Annotated in this window: 9 protein-coding genes; 7 read left to right on the top strand and 2 right to left on the bottom strand. The window is 69.9% G+C overall.

Translation table 11 applies throughout. The annotated features are described in order from the left end of the window. Positions 1–512 precede the first annotated feature (512 nt). From FGF04_RS08905 to aepY, 5 genes are all read left to right on the top strand, one after another. On the top strand, positions 513–7262 hold the full coding sequence (locus FGF04_RS08905) for a type I polyketide synthase (RefSeq protein WP_188114006.1): 6750 nt from the start codon (positions 513–515) through the stop codon (positions 7260–7262). Then, positions 7169–7846 carry an acyl carrier protein gene (locus FGF04_RS39965; RefSeq protein WP_188114005.1) on the top strand — a complete coding sequence of 226 codons (678 nt, stop codon included), beginning with the start codon at positions 7169–7171 and terminating at the stop codon, positions 7844–7846. Before FGF04_RS08905 ends, FGF04_RS39965 begins: the two co-directional genes overlap by 94 nt. A gap of 26 nt (positions 7847–7872) precedes the next feature. Beyond that, a complete protein-coding gene (locus FGF04_RS08890) occupies positions 7873–8913 on the top strand; it encodes a ketoacyl-ACP synthase III family protein (RefSeq protein WP_149510706.1) in 1041 nt (346 codons plus the stop codon). Positions 8914–8997: 84 nt separating this feature from the next. Further along, on the top strand, positions 8998–9693 hold the full coding sequence (locus FGF04_RS08885) for a DedA family protein (RefSeq protein ID WP_149510705.1): 696 nt from the start codon (positions 8998–9000) through the stop codon (positions 9691–9693). Next, entirely contained in the window at positions 9690–10793 is a 1104-nt protein-coding gene (gene aepY / locus FGF04_RS08880; protein ID WP_149510704.1) for a phosphonopyruvate decarboxylase, read from the top strand. Before FGF04_RS08885 ends, aepY begins: the two co-directional genes overlap by 4 nt. Positions 10794–10861: 68 nt before the next feature. On the opposite strand, the gene FGF04_RS08875 is transcribed toward aepY, so the two are convergent. Continuing rightward, a complete protein-coding gene (locus tag FGF04_RS08875; protein WP_149510703.1) occupies positions 10862–11263 on the bottom strand; it encodes an ArsR/SmtB family transcription factor in 402 nt (133 codons plus the stop codon). Between the two features lie 110 nt (positions 11264–11373). Then, on the bottom strand, positions 11374–12939 hold the full coding sequence (locus tag FGF04_RS08870; RefSeq protein ID WP_149510702.1) for an MFS transporter: 1566 nt from the start codon (positions 12937–12939) through the stop codon (positions 11374–11376). Between the two features lie 753 nt (positions 12940–13692). On the opposite strand from FGF04_RS08870, the gene FGF04_RS08865 reads away from it, so the two are divergent. Continuing rightward, the gene (locus tag FGF04_RS08865; protein WP_149510701.1) at positions 13693–14415 is read left to right on the top strand and encodes a glutamine amidotransferase-related protein; all 723 of its coding nucleotides are present in this window, start codon (positions 13693–13695) and stop codon (positions 14413–14415) included. A 110-nt stretch (positions 14416–14525) separates the two neighbouring features. Beyond that, positions 14526–17048 carry a molybdopterin-containing oxidoreductase family protein gene (locus FGF04_RS08860; protein ID WP_188114004.1) on the top strand — a complete coding sequence of 841 codons (2523 nt, stop codon included), beginning with the start codon at positions 14526–14528 and terminating at the stop codon, positions 17046–17048. Positions 17049–17091: the final 43 nt, after the last annotated feature.

The following is a 17091-nucleotide window of genomic DNA, read 5'->3' as shown; positions in this document are numbered from 1 at the left end:
GGTTCGCTCATCGGGATCGGCTCCTGTCGCGGCGGTTCGGACGACGACGCGGGAGCGAGCACATCACAACCGCCTATATAGACAAACAACGAATCAAAGCTCCAGCCTCGCCTTTGATTCGACGGATGTCAACCTCATGCCCCAGCCTGCCGACCTGTGACGAGCCTCACTTCGTGTCGCGTTGCGTTTAGCTCTTGCGTCGGGCCAATCTCGATACATGTCGAAACAACGGGGATAGCGGCACCGGGGCCACGCGCCCAGTGCCACGTCGACATCAGGAATCAGCGGCTGTGCCGATAGCCGCACCCGGTCCGTGAACGGTTCAGTGCGCTCGCCCCGCACATCGCCGCTCAGCCAGCGGAGCCGGACTCTTTCTCGTCACTCCCGTTGCGCCCTCGGTGCGTGCGCCCGCCACCGGGCCGGTTCTTGCTGCCGGTCCGCCGCGCCCGTACCGCAGTTCCTTCCGTGCTGCTTCACCAGTGAACGGCTTCGCCATGCCCGGAAGGACATCCATGCCTCACGACTCGACCCGCACGGTTGAGACCGCCAGTGAACCGATCGCCATCATCGGTCTGGCCGGACGGTTCGCCGATGCCACCAGCCCGGAACAGCTCTGGGACATGTTGCTCCAGGGCCGCGACGCCATCACGGACATCCCGTCCGAGCGCTACGACATCGACGCCGTCTACGACCCCACCCCCCGTACGCCCGGCCGTACGGTGAGCCGGTGGGGCGGACTGCTGCGCGACATCGACGCCTTCGACGCGGAGTTCTTCGGTATCTCCCCCCGCGAGGCCGACCGGATGGACCCCCAGCAGCGGCTGCTGCTGGAAGTCGCCTACGAAGCACTTGAGGACGCAGGCCAGTCCCTGCCGCGCATCGCGGGCACCGACACGGGTGTGTTCATCGGCCAACTCGGCGGCGACTACTGGCACCTGCAGTACGACGACCGCGACCAGCTCGACCTGTACGCCATGACGGGCGCCGCCTCACGCGCCATCACCTCCGGCCGCCTGTCGTACGCCTTCGACCTGCGCGGCCCCAGCTTCACCGTAGACACCGCCTGCTCCTCCGCGCTCGTCGCGGTCCACAACGCCGTACAGGCGATCCGGCTCGGCGAGTGCCCGCTGGCGATCGCCGGCGGCGTCAACCTCGTCCTGCTGCCGGAGGAAGGCGTCGTCTACTCCGGCGCCGGCATGCTCGCCTCCGACGGCCGCTGCAAGTTCGCCGACGCCTCCGGTGACGGCTTCGTCCGCAGCGACGGCATCGGCGCGGTCATCCTCAAGCCCCTGTCCGCGGCCCTGGCCGACGGCGACCGCATCCGGGCTGTCATCCGCGGCTCCGCCGTCGGCAACGACGGCCAGAGCAGCGGCTACCTGGTCACCCCCGCCGTCGAGGGCCAGCGCGACGTGCTGCGCCGCGCCTACGCCAACGCGGGCGTCGACCCGGCCGACATCGACTACATCGAGGCCCACGGCACCGGCACCAGCGTCGGCGACCCCGTCGAACTGCAGGCCCTGGCCGACATCGTCGGTCCCCGCACGCCCGACCAGCGCTGCCTGGTCGGCTCGGTGAAGACCAACATCGGTCACGCCGAGGCGGCCGCCGGAATCGCCGGCCTCATCAAGGCCGTGCTGTGCCTGGAGAACAAGACGGTCCCGCCCAACCTGCACCTGAAGAACCCCAACCCGGCCGTGGACTGGGACAACCTGCCACTGACCGTCCCCACCCAGGTCACACCGCTGCCCGAGCGGGACCGGCCCGCCGTCGCCGGGGTCTCCAGCTTCGGTTTCTCCGGCACCAACGCCCACCTCGTCCTCGAAGCGGCGCCCGAGCCGGCCGCCCGCGCCACCGGCACCTCGACGCCGGACTCCCGCAGCGAGTTGCTGGTGCTGTCCGCCCTCAGCCCCGAAGCCCTCGCCGACGCGGCCGACGCGCTGGCCGACCACCTGGAAGGTCCCGGCGCCCGGCACAGCCTGCGCGACATCGCCCACTCCGCAGCGCTGCGCCGCACCCAGCACGACGCCCGGCTCGCGCTGGCCACCGACAGCCACGCCGAGGCCGCCGCCATGCTGCGGGGCTTCGTCGAGGGCGGCAACGAACCGGGGTTGTCCTTCAGTGACTACACCGACCCGCAAGCAGCTCCCCGCATCGCGTTCGTCTTCCCCGGCCAGGGCTCGCAGTGGCCGGGCATGGGCCGCGAACTCCTGGACACCGAACCGGTCTTCGCCCAGACCATGCAAGCCTGCGACGAGGCCATCAAGGCCGAGACCGGCTGGTCGGTCATCGAACTGCTGCGCTCGGCGGACGAGGAGCGGCTCAAGCAGCTCGACGTCATCCAGCCCACCCTGTGGGCCATGGAGATCGCCCTGGCCGAACTGTGGCGGTCCTGGGGCATCGAGCCGGACGTGGTCATCGGCCACAGCATGGGCGAATCAGCGGCCGCCTACATCTCCGGTGCGCTGTCGCTGCCCGACGCCGCAGCGGTCATCTGCCGGCGCAGCCGCCTGGCGAAGCGTCTCTCGGGGCGCGGCACCATGGCCTGGGTCGCCCTGCCCGCGGACGAGGCCGCCGCCGCACTGGCCGGTCACGAGGACAAAGTCGCCGTCGCCGCCATCAACAGCCCCACGTCCACCCTGCTGTCCGGCGACGTCGACGCCCTCACCCAGGTGCTGGCCGCCCTCGACGCCCGCGGCGTCGACAACCGCCGCGTCAACGTGGACTTCGCCTCGCACTGCCCGCAGATGGACGCCCTGCGCGAGGACCTCCTCGCGGAGCTGTCCCACCTCACCCCGCGCGCGGGCCGCATCCCGCTGCACTCCACCCTCCTCAACGAAGTGATCGACGGCTCCGGCATGGACGCCGACTACTGGGTGCGCAACATCCGCCAGCCGGTCGACTTCGTCGGCGCCGTCCGCGGCCAGCTGGACCTGGGCGACACCGTGTTTGTCGAGGTCAGCCCTCACCCGCTGCTCGTGGCCGGTATCCGCGAGACCAGCCGCGTCGCCACCGGTACGGACACCACCGCGGTGGGCAGCCTGCGCCGCAACTCCGACGAGCGCACCGCCCTGCTGACCTTCGCCGCCGCCCTGTACACGGCCGGCGCCGAGCTCGACCTCGGCGCGCTGACCACCGGTGGCGCCTATGTGCCGCTGCCGACGTACCCGTGGCAGCGCACCCGGCACTGGATCAGCCGGGCCCCCGCCTCCGCCGTCCCCAGTGCCACAGCGCCTGCCGCCACGGCGCCTGCCGAGCCGGAGCCCGCCGAGCAGCCCGCGCATCCGCTGCTGGGCCGGCCGATGCCGGCCGAGGGAACCACCCGCATCTGGCAGGGGCCTCTGCACCTGGCCGACAACGCCTATCTGCGCGATCACTGCATCCAGGACACGATCATCCTGCCGGGCACCGCCCACCTGGAACTGATCAGCGCCGCCGCGCGCACCGACCTGGGCGCCGGTGCACTGTCGTTGAGTGAGGTGCACTACCACCGGGCCCTCTTCCTGGACGAGGAAGGACCCGCACCCGAGGTCCGGGTGACCCTCACCCCTCGCCCCGACGGCTCACTGCACTGCCGCATCCACAGCCGGGAGGCGGACACCGACGACTGGACCCTGAACACCGAGGCCACCGCTCGCGCCCTGCCCGGCGACACGCCTGAGCCCGGCGAACCGCTCCAGTCGATCCGCGCCCGTCTGCCCGAGCACCAGGACGCCGACGACTTCTACCCGTGGAACGCCGAACGCGGCAACCAGTGGAACGGCACCTTCCAAGGCATCACCGAGCTGTGGCGCACCGACGGCGAAGTCCTCGCCCAGCTGACCTGCCCCGCCCCGCTCGTGGACGGCCTGGCACGCCACCACTTCCACTCGGCGCTGCTGGACGCGAGCGGCCACTCCATGGCCGCCGCCCGCCCCCTGACCGCTCCCGGCGAGGAAGGTGTCTTCGTCCTCGGCGGCATCGACGAGGTCCGCTTCTACCAGCGGCCGCCCGCCCGGATGTTCAGCCACGCCAAGTTGTTGCCGTCCCCGCGCGAGGACTCCTTCGTCGCCGACATCGACATCCGCGCCGACGACGGCGGCCTGATCGCCCAGATGCGCGGCCTGCGCCTGCAGTACCTGGCCGGCCACGCCCCCGCCCCGCTCGACCCGCACACCGAGGACTCCGTGACACCACCTCCCGCTTCCGCCGCCCCGGCCCCAGTCCCGGTCTCGCACGACAACGCCCGCGACGCCTGGCTGCACACCCTCGCCTGGGACCAGGCCCCCCTGCCAGCGCCCGGCACGTCCACCGCCGATCCGGACGGCTTCTGGCTGGTGCTGACCGACAGCGGATCCACCGGACGGACCCTGGTACGGGAACTGACCGGCCGCGGGCAGCGCGTGGTGGCCGTCACCGCCGGTGCGGGCCGCCTCGCCGGAGGCGGCGACCGCTACCGCATCGACCCCTCCGACGACGGGCACTACCGCGAGGTCCTCGTCGACGTCGCCCGCTACGGCACCTGCCACGGCATCATCCACCTGTGGGCACTGGACGCACAGGCCGGTCTGGACGCCACGCCCACCGAGATCCGCCGCGCCCAGGTACTGGCCGCGCACAGCGTCCTGCACCTGACCCACGCCCTGGAGAAGGAGTCGCTCGGGCACCCGCCGCTGTGGCTGCTCACCCAGCTCGCCCAGGCCACCGGCGGGACGGAGCGGGTGCGTCATCCCCTCCAGGCCATGCTGTGGGGCTTGGGCCGCACGCTGGCCGCCGAGGCCCCCGCGCTGCATCCGCGTCTGGTCGACCTCGACCGGTCCGCATCCAGTGTTCCCGCCCTGGCCGAGCTGTTGCTGCACGCGGACGAGGAGGACCAGATCGCGCTGCGCGACGGCCGGCGCCTCGCTGCCCGGCTGCGCCCGGCGGACACCGCCGCCCGCACCCCGCAGGCACTGTCACTGCCCGCGCCCGGTGTCATCGACGACCTGCAGTTGCTCGACATTTCTCCGCGTCTGCTCGCCACGGACGAGGTCCGTATCCAGGTCCGTCACGCCGGCGTCAACTACCGCGACGTGCTGCTGGCCCTGGGGATGTACCCCGGCCAGGACAACCAGCCGCCTACGCTCGGCTGGGAGTGCTCCGGCACCGTCACCGAGACCGGCAGCGACGTCACCGACGTTGCCGTCGGCGACGAGGTCATCGCCTTCGCCGACGGCTCCCTGGCCGGCGAAGTCGTCACCCGTGCCTGCCTGACCGCGCCCAAGCCCGCCCGGCTCACCTCGGCCCAGGCCGCGACCCTGCCCGCCTCCTACCTGACCGCGTACCACGCGCTGCACGACCTCGCACGCATCGACCAGGGCGACAAGATCCTCATCCACTCCGCCACCGGCGGCACCGGGCTGGCGGCCCTGAACGTCGCCCGCTGGAAGGGCGCCCGTGTCTACGCGACGGCCGGGAGCGACGCCAAGCGCCGGCTGCTCGCCAAGCTCGGCGTGGACCGTGTCGCCGACTCCCGCAGCCTGGACTTCGCCGACACCTTCCGGCCCGCCTCCGCAGAGGACGGCTTCGACGTCGTCCTCAACACCCTGGCGGGCGAGGCCATCCCCGCCAACCTGGCCCTGATGGCGCCCTACGGGCACTACCTCGAACTCAGCAAGCGCGACATCCTCGACGACAACGCGCTGCCCCTGGGTCCCTTCGCCCGCAACCTGTCCTTCCACGCCGTCGACGTCGTCCACATGATCCAGAACGCGCCGGAACGGGCCGGACGCATCCTGCGCGCCGCAGTCGCCCTGGTCGAGCGCGGTGATCTGCAGCCCCTGCCGCACACCGAGTTCGCCAGCGACCAGGCAGCCGACGCGTTCCGTCTGATGGCCCAGGCCCGGCACACCGGCAAGATCGTGCTGTCCTTCAACCAGGCGCCCGCCGCGGCGGCGACCGGCCCGCGCGGCAGGGCCGTGACCGTGCACGCCGACGGCACCTACCTGCTCACCGGGGGCGCGGGCGGCATCGGCGGACAGCTCGCGCTGTGGTTGGCCGACCAGGGAGCCCGGCACCTGCTGCTCACCGGCCGCAGCGCGCTGCCGCAGGGTGATGCGGAACTGGGCGCGGACCATCCGCAGGCCGCGGCCGTCGCGGTGATCAGGCAGCTGCGCGAGCGCGGCGTGCACGTGACGTACGAGGCGGTGGACGTCGCCGACGCCCAGGCCATGCAGACGATGCTCGAAGCCCGTCGCCGCACCGGACTGCCGCCCGTACGCGGTGTCTTCCACGCGGCCGGGATCATCGACTACACCCCGCTGAGTGACATGAGCAGCGCTGAGATGGACCGTGTGCTGGCGGCCAAGGTCTCCGGGGCATGGAACCTGCACCGGATGCTGAGTGAGGAGTCGGTGGAGGCGTTCGTCCTGTTCTCCTCCGGCTCGGCCCTGCTCAGCTCTCCCATGCTGGGCGGATACGCGGCCGGCAACGCCTTCCTCGACGGGCTGGCCCATCACCGGCACGCCCAGGGACTGCCCGCCACGGTCGTCAACTGGGGTTTCTGGGACAGCGTCGGCATGGTGGCCCGCAAGGAAGAGGAGGACGAGCGAACGCTGCTGCCGCAGGGCATGGCCTCCTTCAGCCCGGCTGACGGGCTGGCGCTGCTGGGCAGGATCCTGGCCGAGGGCAGGGTGCAGACCGCGGTGCTGCCGGCCGACTGGCCCGCGTGGGCCCGCGCCTACCCGCGCGCCGCGACGGCTCCGCTGCTGCAGCACCTGACCGGCGACCGCTCCGGGCGGCGGGTCCCCTCCTCCGAGGAGCGGGTTGTCGAACCTGCCGCGCCTTCTCAGGTTGCCGAGCCAGCTGCACAGCCGCCGGTCGCAGCACCGGTCGTCACTGCGACCGCCCCGGAGCCTGTCGCGGCTGCCCAGCCGACGTCACAGGCACCGGCTTCCAGCCAGGCTGTGCCCAGCAGTGAGCTGCTCGACTTCCTCAAGCAGGAAGTCGCCGTGGTCATGGGCCTGCGCGCCGAACGCATCAACGTCAGCCGGCCCCTGAACCGGCTCGGCATGGACTCCCTCATGGCTGTCGAACTGCGCAACCGCATCGAACGCCGCTACCAGATCAAACTCCCCATGGTGCAACTCCTCAAGGACGGCACCGTCACCACCGTCGCCCAAGCCCTGGCCACCGAACTCAACTCCACCAGGCTGTGCCCAGCAGTGAGCTGCTCGACTTCCTCAAGCAGGAAGTCGCCGTGGTCATGGGCCTGCGCGCCGAACGCATCAACGTCAGCCGGCCCCTGAACCGGCTCGGCATGGACTCCCTCATGGCTGTCGAACTGCGCAACCGCATCGAACGCCGCTACCAGATCAAACTCCCCATGGTGCAACTCCTCAAGGACGGCACCGTCACCACCGTCGCCCAAGCCCTGGCCACCGAACTCAACTCCACCGACACCACGCCCAAGAGCACAGCGGACAACGCTGCGGCACCCGCTGCGGCCCCCGACGCACCGGCACAGGAGGCTGCTGCTCCGGCTCTGGCTCCGGCCCCGGTCGCTCCCGCGTCCGCCCCGGAACCCGCGGCCGCTGCTCAGCCTGCGCCGCAGACTCCCGCTCCCGGACACGCCACGTCCGACAGCGAGTTGCTCGACTTCCTCAAGCAGGAAGTCGCCGTGGTCATGGGCCTGCGCGCCGAACGCATCAACGTCAGCCGGCCCCTGAACCGGCTCGGCATGGACTCCCTCATGGCCGTCGAACTGCGCAACCGCATCGAACGCCGCTACCAGATCAAACTCCCCATGGTCCAGCTCCTCAAGGACGGCACCGTCACCACCGTCGCCCAAGCCCTGGCCACCGAACTCAACTCCACCGACACCTCGGCCTGACCGAGCAAAGGACGAGGACCGACCTCATGAAGACCACCGATATTCGCATCGCCGGGCTGGGCACCTACATCCCGGAAATCGTCGACGCCCGTGAGGCCGTCGCTCTGGGGCTGTACGACGCGGACGAGTACGAGTTCTACGGCTGGACGGGTGCCGCGGTCGCCGGCGACATGCCTGCTCCGGACATGGCCGTCGCCGCTGCCCGGCAGGCGTTGGAACGCTCCGCACTGCACCCGCACGACATCGACCTGCACATCCACGCCTGCGGACACGAGCAGGGGCCCGAGGGCTGGTCGCCCCAGCACTACATCCTGCGGCACCTGTCCGACCGTGACGTGCCCTCCTTCCGTGTCTGGCAGGCGTGCAGCGGCCTGATCGGCTCTCTGGAGCTGGCCGCCTGCTACCTCCAGGCCGTGCCCGAGCGCGGCGCCGCCCTGCTCACCGGTGCCGACAACGTCGGCACGCCCAACTTCAACCGGTGGGCCTTCGGCATCCAGAACGGTGTCCTGGGCGACGGAGGCAGCGCGGTCCTGCTGTCGAAGTCCGAGGGCTTCGCGAGCCTCCTGTCCATCAACACCGGTTCCACCGCCGAGGTCGAGGAGCAGTACCGCGGTACCGAGCCGCTCTTCCCGCCGTCGCTGACGGTCGGCCGCGGTATGGACTTCAAGGAGCGTCTGGCCGCTGCCGGCGGGCTGGAGGAGACCGTCGCGGAGGTCGTACGCCGTCAGGGAGAGCTGCGCACGGAGATAGCGCTGCGCACCCTGGCGGAAGCCGGCCTGGAGCCGGGCGACGTCACTCGTGTCTGCCACGTCTTCACCGGCCAGGAGAGCTACCTGAAGGTCATCCTCGACCCGATGGGCCTCTCCCCCGACCAGGGCCTGCTCGACTTCGGCCGCAACCTGGGCCACATGACGGTCAACGACCAGATCGTGGGCCTGACGCACCTGGTGGAGACCGGGCAGGTCGGTCCCGGCGACCACGTCCTGATCGTCGCGCACGGCGGCGGGGTGTCCATCACCTGCGCCGTCGTACGCATCGACGAGCGGCCCGGCTGGGCCGCCAACTGATCATCCGCGTCCGTCCGCCGGTCCCGTCACGGGGCCGGCGGACGGCATGTCCGCTCATTCTCATCACCGTCCAGGGGGGCACCCGTGCAGAACCTCGCCTCATCACCCTTGCTCGACGCCGAAGCACTGATATCGACCTTCGGCCTGCTGGGCATCATGGCCACCGTCTTCGCGGAGTCGGGCCTGATCGTCTGCTTCTTCCTGCCCGGGGACTCGCTGCTGTTCACGGCGGGGCTGCTCGTGGCCAACGACCAGTTCCTCCACCAGCCCCTGTGGGTGGTCATGCTCGCCATCGCCGCGGCGGCCGTCCTGGGTGACCAGTTCGGCTACGCCTTCGGGCGGAAGGTCGGCGGCGCACTCTTCAAGCGCCCCAACTCCCGCTTCTTCAAGCAGGAGAACGCCGAACGAGCCCAGGAGTTCATGCTCAAGCACGGCCCCAAGGCCCTGGTGATGGCCCGCTTCATCCCCGTCTTCCGTACCTTCATCCCCATCACCGCCGGCGTCGGACGCATGACCTACCGCACGTTCTTCCTGTTCAACGTGCTGGGCGCGGTCCTGTGGTCGGTCAGCCTGACCCTGGTCGGCTACTACCTGGGACAGATCGCCTTCGTCCGCGACAACATCGAGGGCATCGTCATCGGCATCGTTCTCGTCTCCGGCATCCCCATCATCATCGAAGGCATCAAGATGCGGCGCCGTGCCCGCAGCGCCGCAGCCGCCGACCAGGCACCGTCCGACGCACCGGCCACCACCCCTGAAACGGAGCTGCCCCGCACATGATCTCCGCAGAAGAATTCTGTGACCTGCTGGCCGACCGCGGCTTCACGTTCGCCAGCGGCGTTCCCTGCTCCCACTTCGGGGGGCCGATCGCACACCTGAGCACGCAGGCGGGCCGCTACGTTCCAGCGCCCAACGAAGGCAACGCGCTGGCGGTGGCCGCCGGAGCCGCCCTGGGTGGACAGCGCACCTACGTGATGCTGCAGAACTCCGGCCTGGGCAACCTCATCAACCCGCTCACCTCGCTGGTGATGACCTACCGGTTGCCGATCCTGAGCTTCACCAGCCTGCGCGGCTGGCCCGATCCGGCCACGGACGAGCCGCAGCACGAGGTGATGGGACCGGCGACCCCCAAGCTCCTCGACAGCATCGACACCCCCCACCACACCCTGTATGCGCAGGACGGAGTGGAGGAGTTCTCCGCGATCCTGGAGAAGGCGGAGAAGGACCTGGCCGAGCAGCGGGCTCCGTTCGTCCTGGTCGAACGCGGTGCCATCGGCAAGGCCACCGCGGCCAACGACCCGCACACCGAAGGGTTGCCGGCCTCGGAGGCCATCCGGATCGTCACCGCCGCCGCGCCGCAGGCCGCTGTCATCGCGACCACGGGCTTCACCGGCCGTGACACCTTCGCCGTGGCCGACGCGCCGGGCACCTTCTACATGCAGGGTTCGATGGGCCACGCCTCCTCCATCGGTCTCGGTGTGGCGCTGACGCATCCGGAGCGGCCCGTCGTGGTCCTGGACGGGGACGGCGCGCTGCTGATGCACCTCGGCTCGTTGTCGATGATCGGCAGTGAGGCGCCCGCCAACCTGATCCACGTCGTGCTCGACAACCGGGTCCACGAGTCGACGGGCGGACAGGCCACCACGTCGGCGACCACCTCGTTCCCGGGCATGGCGACGGCTGCCGGGTACGCCAGCGCGGTCGTCTGCGACCGTGAGGACGGCCTGCAGGCGGCGATGTCGCGGGCCCAGGCGACTCCCGGCCCGCACCTGGTCTGCATCAAGACGCTGCCCCGCACGGGAGCGATGCCGCCACGCGCGACCAACGCGCTCAGCACGCTGGACATCCGGGACCGCTTCCGGAGCGATCTGCAACGGTAGTCCGCGCACCCTGAAGGGGGTGTTCCGCGCGCGGCGCGGAACACCCCCTTCGTCATCGGTTCGCGGTTTCAGGCGCCTTGAGCCGCCGTGGGCTCCTCGGCTCCGGTCTGGAGACAGGCCGCCACCGTCTCGGGGTCCATGGCGGCCAGGCTGGCGAACATGCGCAGCGGTTCGGCCAGGGTCTGGCAGCACATCACGTACTGGTTGCTGCGGCCCTTGGGAATCGCCTCGACGAGGTTCTGCTCGCGCAGCGGAGCCAGGTGATGACTGACCAGGGTCTGGCTCAGCCCGGTGGCCTCCTGCAACTCCTTGACCGTACGGGGACGCTGAGCGATCAGCAGGATCAGCGTGAGCCGGGTCTCGTCCGCCAGGGCCCGCAGTTTGGGCGCCAGCATCTGCGCCCGCTCGTGCTCACTGAGCCACTGGGCAGGATCACTGACCGCCACCCTGAGTTTCGACGGCCTGGCCATCGCCACCTCCCTCTCGCCCGTGGACCGGCCGTCCGGTCCGCGTCCGGTCCTGGCGCGTGGGCCGGGCCGAGCTGTGGCTTCGATCCTATGCACTGTCGCTCCCTCGGTCCTCAGGAGGCGGCAGGTGCGTCTGCACTGCCGCTGTGGGCACTGGCTTCCAGCTGCGCGGTGCCGTCGTCGTCACCGACGCGGTCCTTCGGCAGGACGAACGCGGCGGCCAGGGCGCCGACGACGGCGACACCCACGGCGATCAGCAGGGTGGTGGCGAATCCGCCGACGAAGGACTCCTGCGCCGCGTCGAGGACACGCCGGCCGGCGGCGCCGCCGAGCTGCTGGGCGACGGCCGCGGCGCCGGTCAGGGACTCGTGCACCGCTTCCCCGGCCTCCCCGGGCAGTTGGGCGGCCTGGGGCAAGTCGTCGCGGTACAGCGTGGTGATCACACTGCCGCTGATGGCGATACCGAGGGCGCCGCCGACCTGCATGCCCACGTCCGCCACCGCGGAGCCGGCCCCTGCCTGGCGGGCGGCGGAGACGACCAGGATGGCGTCGACGGCGGCCGGCAGGGCGATGCCCATGCCCAGACCGAACACGGCCAGCCCGATGAGCGCCTGCGTCTCGGCATCGACCGTGAGCCCGGCCAGGACGCCCAGGCCCGCGGCGCACAGCAGCAGACCCACCACCACCGTGACCTTCAGGCCCGCGCGCTCGACCAGCTTCGCCGACAGGGGGGCGCCCACCATCATCGTGCCGATGGCGAGCATGCGCAGCCCCGCGCCCAGCGGATCGAGTTCGAGTACCGACTGCAGGTACTGCGTGAGGAGGTACAGGCCGCTGTAGAGCCCGAAGGACGTGGCGGCGATCGCCAGGGCCCCGCCTCCGTAGCGGGCGTTGAGGAACAGCCCGACGTCGAGCATCGGGTGGGCCGTCTTGCGCTCCCACACGACGAAGCCGACCATCAGGGCCACACCGACGAACAGGGAACCGAGGGTGATGACGTCGCCCCAGCCGTTGTGCGGGGCCTCGACCAGGCCGTAGACGATGGCGACCAGTCCGGCCACCGACAGCAGTGCTCCGACGAGATCCAGTCCGGGGTGGCCTTCGGCCTTGGACTCGGGAATCAGCTTGGCTCCGCCGATCAGGGCGATGGCGGCCAGGGGCACGTTGATGAGGAACATCGACCCCCACCAGAAGTGCTCCAGCAGCAGGCCGCTGACGAGCGGGCCGAGCGGTACGCCGACGGCGGCGGCACCGGACCAGATTCCGATCGCCTTGCCCTGTTCTTCACGGGGGAACACGTCCTTGATGATGGCGAGCGTGGCGGGCATCATCAGCGCCGCGGAGATGCCCATGAGGGCGCGGAAGGTGATCAGCATCTCGGCGTTCGAGGCGAACGCGGCGCCCAGGCTGGTCAGCGCGAAGGCGCCGGTACCGAGGGTGAGAAGCCTCTTGCGGCCGAACCGGTCGGACAGACCTCCGGCCATCAGGAGCAGTCCGCCGAAGGCCAGTGCGTAGGAGTCGACCATCCACTGCAGCTGGCTGCTGGTGGCGTCCAGGTCCTTCTGGATGCTGGGCAGGGCCAGATTCAGGATGAGGGTGTCCAGGCCGATCAGCACCAGGCTCAAGCACAGGATGTTCAGGATCTGCCATCGGCGGGGATGGCCGGCGGAGCGGMTCACTTGACTTCTCCTCGAACGCAACAAGTGGGAGCCCTTGCAGGGCAGCTGGTGGCCGGCCGCGCCCGCGGGGGTCGGGCTGCGGCCGGCCACCAGCCACGCCAGACTAAACAGCATTGGCCGCTATCAACAGTCATCACTGTTGATAGCGGCCGTCTTTGTGAACTCATTCCAGCCATCTACACCCCCCTGTCGCCAAGTCGGGGCTGCCTCAACTCACTTGACGCCCTGGCGTGGCCAAACACACCCTCCGTCGCGAGCCGACTCCGAAGAGGCACCCCAGAGCGGCGACCGTCGAACAAGAGTCGAATCCAGCCGATGCGGCAGGTGAGGGCGATCCGTACCCCATCACCCGCCCTTCTCAAGATCGCCCACTACCGCACGGTAGGGATGGCTCGATCGTTTCCAGCATTACCGCAGGACACTCGAATACTTTGACCGCCATCGATAAATTGAGCGAGAAGCAGCACGGGAGGTCGGGCAAGGACCTCCACACGGGGCGGCAAGGGGGCTGGAAGACATGCGTGCATCCGGTAGGCAGTGGCCTGCAGCCACACCATCACCGACGCGGCGATAGCGCCCCCTCACTTCTCCTGTCATGGAATCCGTGCGTGGCGGCACGGTCCTGACGCCACCTCAGACACCACATCACACCCGCGCAGCGGTGCGCCCGGCACGCGCTCCGCTGCGCTCACGGGACTGGAACTGTCACCGGCGAAAACGGTTCGAGGCCTTCCTGTAATTGAAGGGGAAACGATGTCAGTCCACGCCCAGCCACGCCTTGCCCTGGTGGGAGACCGCGGCAATCACGACGAGCCGTCCCACCCGAAGATCGACGCGATGCGTGAGCAGTGGGACCTGACCACCGAATGGATACCGACCACCGAGATCAACGACGCTTCCGTCCTGGACGGCTTCGACGGCGTGTGGGTGGTGCCGGGAGCGCCGTACTTCAACCAGAAGGGCGTGCACGTCGCCGTACGCCATGCCCGGGAGAACCAGCTGCCGTTCCTGGGCACCTGCGGCGGGTTCTTCAGCGCCCTGATCGAGCACGCCCAGAACGTGCTGCTCCTGCCGGAGGCCATCGGCGTCGACGAGGACCCCGAGAAGCTGATGCCTCTCGTCACCCCTCTGAAGTGCTCCTTCCGCGGGGAGAAGGCCCCGCTGAAGGTCAAGGAGGACTCCCGGCTCGCCGACATCTACGGCACCACCGAGGTGGAGGAGATCTTCCACTGTGACTACGGCCTGACCGACACCTTCATGGACGCCGCCAACCAGGGCGCGCTGCAGCTCAGCGCCTGGGACGTGGACGGCGCACCACGCGCACTGGAGATCACGGGGCACCCGTTCTTCATGGGCAGCCTCTTCCAGCCCGAGCTCTCATCGGCTCCGGGATCCGAGCACAAGATCATCAAGGCTTTCCTGGCTGCCGTACGCAGCAAGGCCGGCACCAACGCTCTGCCCACCCTCACCTCCTGACCAACAACACACGTCGCTAGTGACAAGGCCGTGCGGTGTCCTCCGCACGGCCCGGGCACCGCCATGCCCGCCTCGTTCCCCACACCAGGCGGAAGGATCTCCACGTCTCCATGAAGCATGATCAGCACGGTATGTCCCGGCGCGGCTTCGTCCGCGGCAGTGTCATCGGCGGCGCCGGCCTGGGAGCGCCGGTCCTGCTCCCGGTGGTCTCCGCGCACGGCGCCGACGCGTCCTCCGCACCGGGCGGGGCAACCACTGCAGGTGGCCGAGCCGGTACCGACTTCACCCACCAGTCGGCTGCGCTGACCCCGGACAAGACCGTTGCCACGGCCTGTCAGTTCTGCAACTCCAACTGTCGGCTCAACGTAGACCTCAAAGCCGGCCGGGTGCTGGCCGTGCGGGGCGAGGACCGCGACCCGGTCCAGCAGGGCCAGGTGTGCGTCAAGGCCGAGCTGATGCCCCAGCTCGTCTACAACACCGAACGCCTGACCCGGCCGCTGCGCCGCGTCTCCGGCGTGAAGGGCTCACCGCACTCCAAGTTCGAGCCTGTGAGCTGGGACGAGGCACTGCGCACCATCGCCAGGAAGTTCCTGGAACTGCGCGATGCCGGGCAGGCGCACACCATCGCCAACCGCACCACCGGGCGACTGCCCCGGGGCACCGGATCGCTCGTGGCCCGTCTGTTCGCGATGCTGGGCAGCCCCAACAACACCGACGTCGGCCCGGTGTGCAACGACGCCGGCGGCAACGCCCTGGCGACCTCCTTCGGCCTGGGCAACTTCACCAACGGGTACGGAACCGACGGCGCGACGGGCAAGGACGACCTCGGCTCGGCCCAGCACTACCTGTTCCTGGGCACCAACCAGGCCGAGACCCACCCGGTGACCTTCGACTACCTGCTGCGCGCCCGCAAGAAGACCAAGGCGACCCTGACGGTGGTCGATCCGCGCCTGACGCCGACCGGTGCCGTGGCCGACCGGTGGGTGGCGCCCAAACCGCACACCGACTTCGCCCTGCTGCTGGCCATGCTCCACCACATCGTGGAGAAGGAGCTGTACGACAAGGCGTTCGTCAAGCGCTGGGTCGTCGGCTTCGACGAACTGCGTGCCCACCTGGCCGAGCACCGGTACACCCCCGCGTGGGCCGCGAAGGTCACCGGTCTCAAGGCCGAGGTCATCACCGAGATGGCCGTGGAGTACGCGACGGCGAAAACGGCGGCGATCTTCTGCAACGCCGGGATCTCGCATCAGCTCGGCGCGTTCGACACCTACCGGGTCCTCACCTTCCTCGCCGCGGTGACCGGCAACATCGGCAAGCCCGGCGCAGGCTGCAACTTCATGCACAACACCTGGCCCGGCGACCTGCACCTGCCGCCCCTTGAGGCCGAGGTGCCCGAGCGGCGCGAAGCGCTGCCGGTCGGGCCGGACTACTTCGCCGAGTCCATCCTGACGGGCAACCCCTACCGGCTGCGCGCGGTGATGTCCCAGGGCAACCCGCTGGTGTCCTCCGCGAACACCACCAAGGTCAAAGAAGCCTTCGAGCAGCTGGACTTCTACGTCTACACCGGCCTGTTCATGGAAGAGGCCGCCTACTACGCCGACATCATCCTCCCGGTCTGCAGCGGACTGGAGATGGACGGCGTCTACATGCGCCGCGACGACCGGGCCATCCGCTGGCAGGAGCAGGTCGTCGACCGGGTCGGCGAGTCCCGGCCGGACTGGGAGATCTGGGTCGGCCTCGCGCACGCGATGGCCGAACTGGACACCCGCCGTCCCGCGGCCGAATGGCGTGAGGCGTTCCCCGAGCGGTGGATGCAGTACCCGAAGCTGTGGGAGGACTTCGTCGCCCACACTCCCGGCATGGGCGGCATGACCCGGGCCCGGATGAAGAAGCGCACCGAGCCGCTGCGCTGGCCGTGCCCCGATGAGGACCACCCGGGCGTGAGCACCCTCTACCTGGACCACCCCAGCTGGTACCGCGCCGCCGAGGCACTGGACCCGGCCCACCGGGGCAAACGATTCCTCACTCCCAGCGGCAAGATCGAGATCACCACTCCTGCCCTGGAGAAGAAGCTGTCGGCCACCGGGCACAGCGCCCTGCCGATCTTCTACACCCATCCCGAGGTCACGGGGAAGAACCCGACCCTGTCCTACAGCCGCAAGTTCGTCACCAATCCCCTCAACCCGCAGGCCGTCACCCATCCGGTACGCCTGGGCGTGCCCGGGAGCGACGCGGTGCACCGCGACTTCCCGCTGATGGGCATGACCGGCCGGCCCAGTGTCGTGCACTTCGCCGAGGTCACCCACTGGACACCGACGGGCAAGCAGCTCAACGGCATCCGCTTCGTCCAGATCCACCCCGACACCGCCCGCCGCTCCGGCATCGCCGACGGCGACGACGTCCGCGTCGAGAGCCCCCGCGGCTCGGTGACGGGCACAGCCCTGCTGTGGGAGGGGATCCGGACGGACACCGTGTTCGTCCCCAACACCTTCGGACCTGCCCAGAAGCTGGGTGACCTCTTCGACGACCCGCGCTACGAAGCGGCCAACACGCTCCCCGACGACCGCTTCTACGACAACCTCTCCGGCCAGCAAGCCTTCAAGTGCTTCGCCTGCCGGGTCGTCAAAGCCTGAACCAGCGCTCGCGTACAGGCACCACACCACCCGTTCCCCACCG

The sequence above is a fragment of the Streptomyces apricus genome (genome assembly GCF_008369065.1).
Taxonomy (GTDB): Bacteria; Actinomycetota; Actinomycetes; order Streptomycetales; family Streptomycetaceae; genus Streptomyces; species Streptomyces apricus.
This window is presented reverse-complemented; position numbering and strand designations above follow the sequence as displayed.

Excerpts from the sequence above, each read along its gene's own strand:
- FGF04_RS08905 (WP_188114006.1), top strand. The coding sequence starts at position 513 with ATGCCTCACGACTCGACCCGCACGGTTGAGACCGCCAGTGAACCGATC.
- FGF04_RS08890 (WP_149510706.1), top strand. The coding sequence starts at position 7,873 with ATGAAGACCACCGATATTCGCATCGCCGGGCTGGGCACCTACATCCCG.
- FGF04_RS08860 (WP_188114004.1), top strand. The coding sequence starts at position 14,526 with ATGAAGCATGATCAGCACGGTATGTCCCGGCGCGGCTTCGTCCGCGGC.
- FGF04_RS08865 (WP_149510701.1), top strand. The coding sequence starts at position 13,693 with ATGTCAGTCCACGCCCAGCCACGCCTTGCCCTGGTGGGAGACCGCGGC.
- FGF04_RS08875 (WP_149510703.1), bottom strand. The coding sequence starts at position 11,263 with ATGGCCAGGCCGTCGAAACTCAGGGTGGCGGTCAGTGATCCTGCCCAG.
- aepY (WP_149510704.1), top strand. The coding sequence starts at position 9,690 with ATGATCTCCGCAGAAGAATTCTGTGACCTGCTGGCCGACCGCGGCTTC.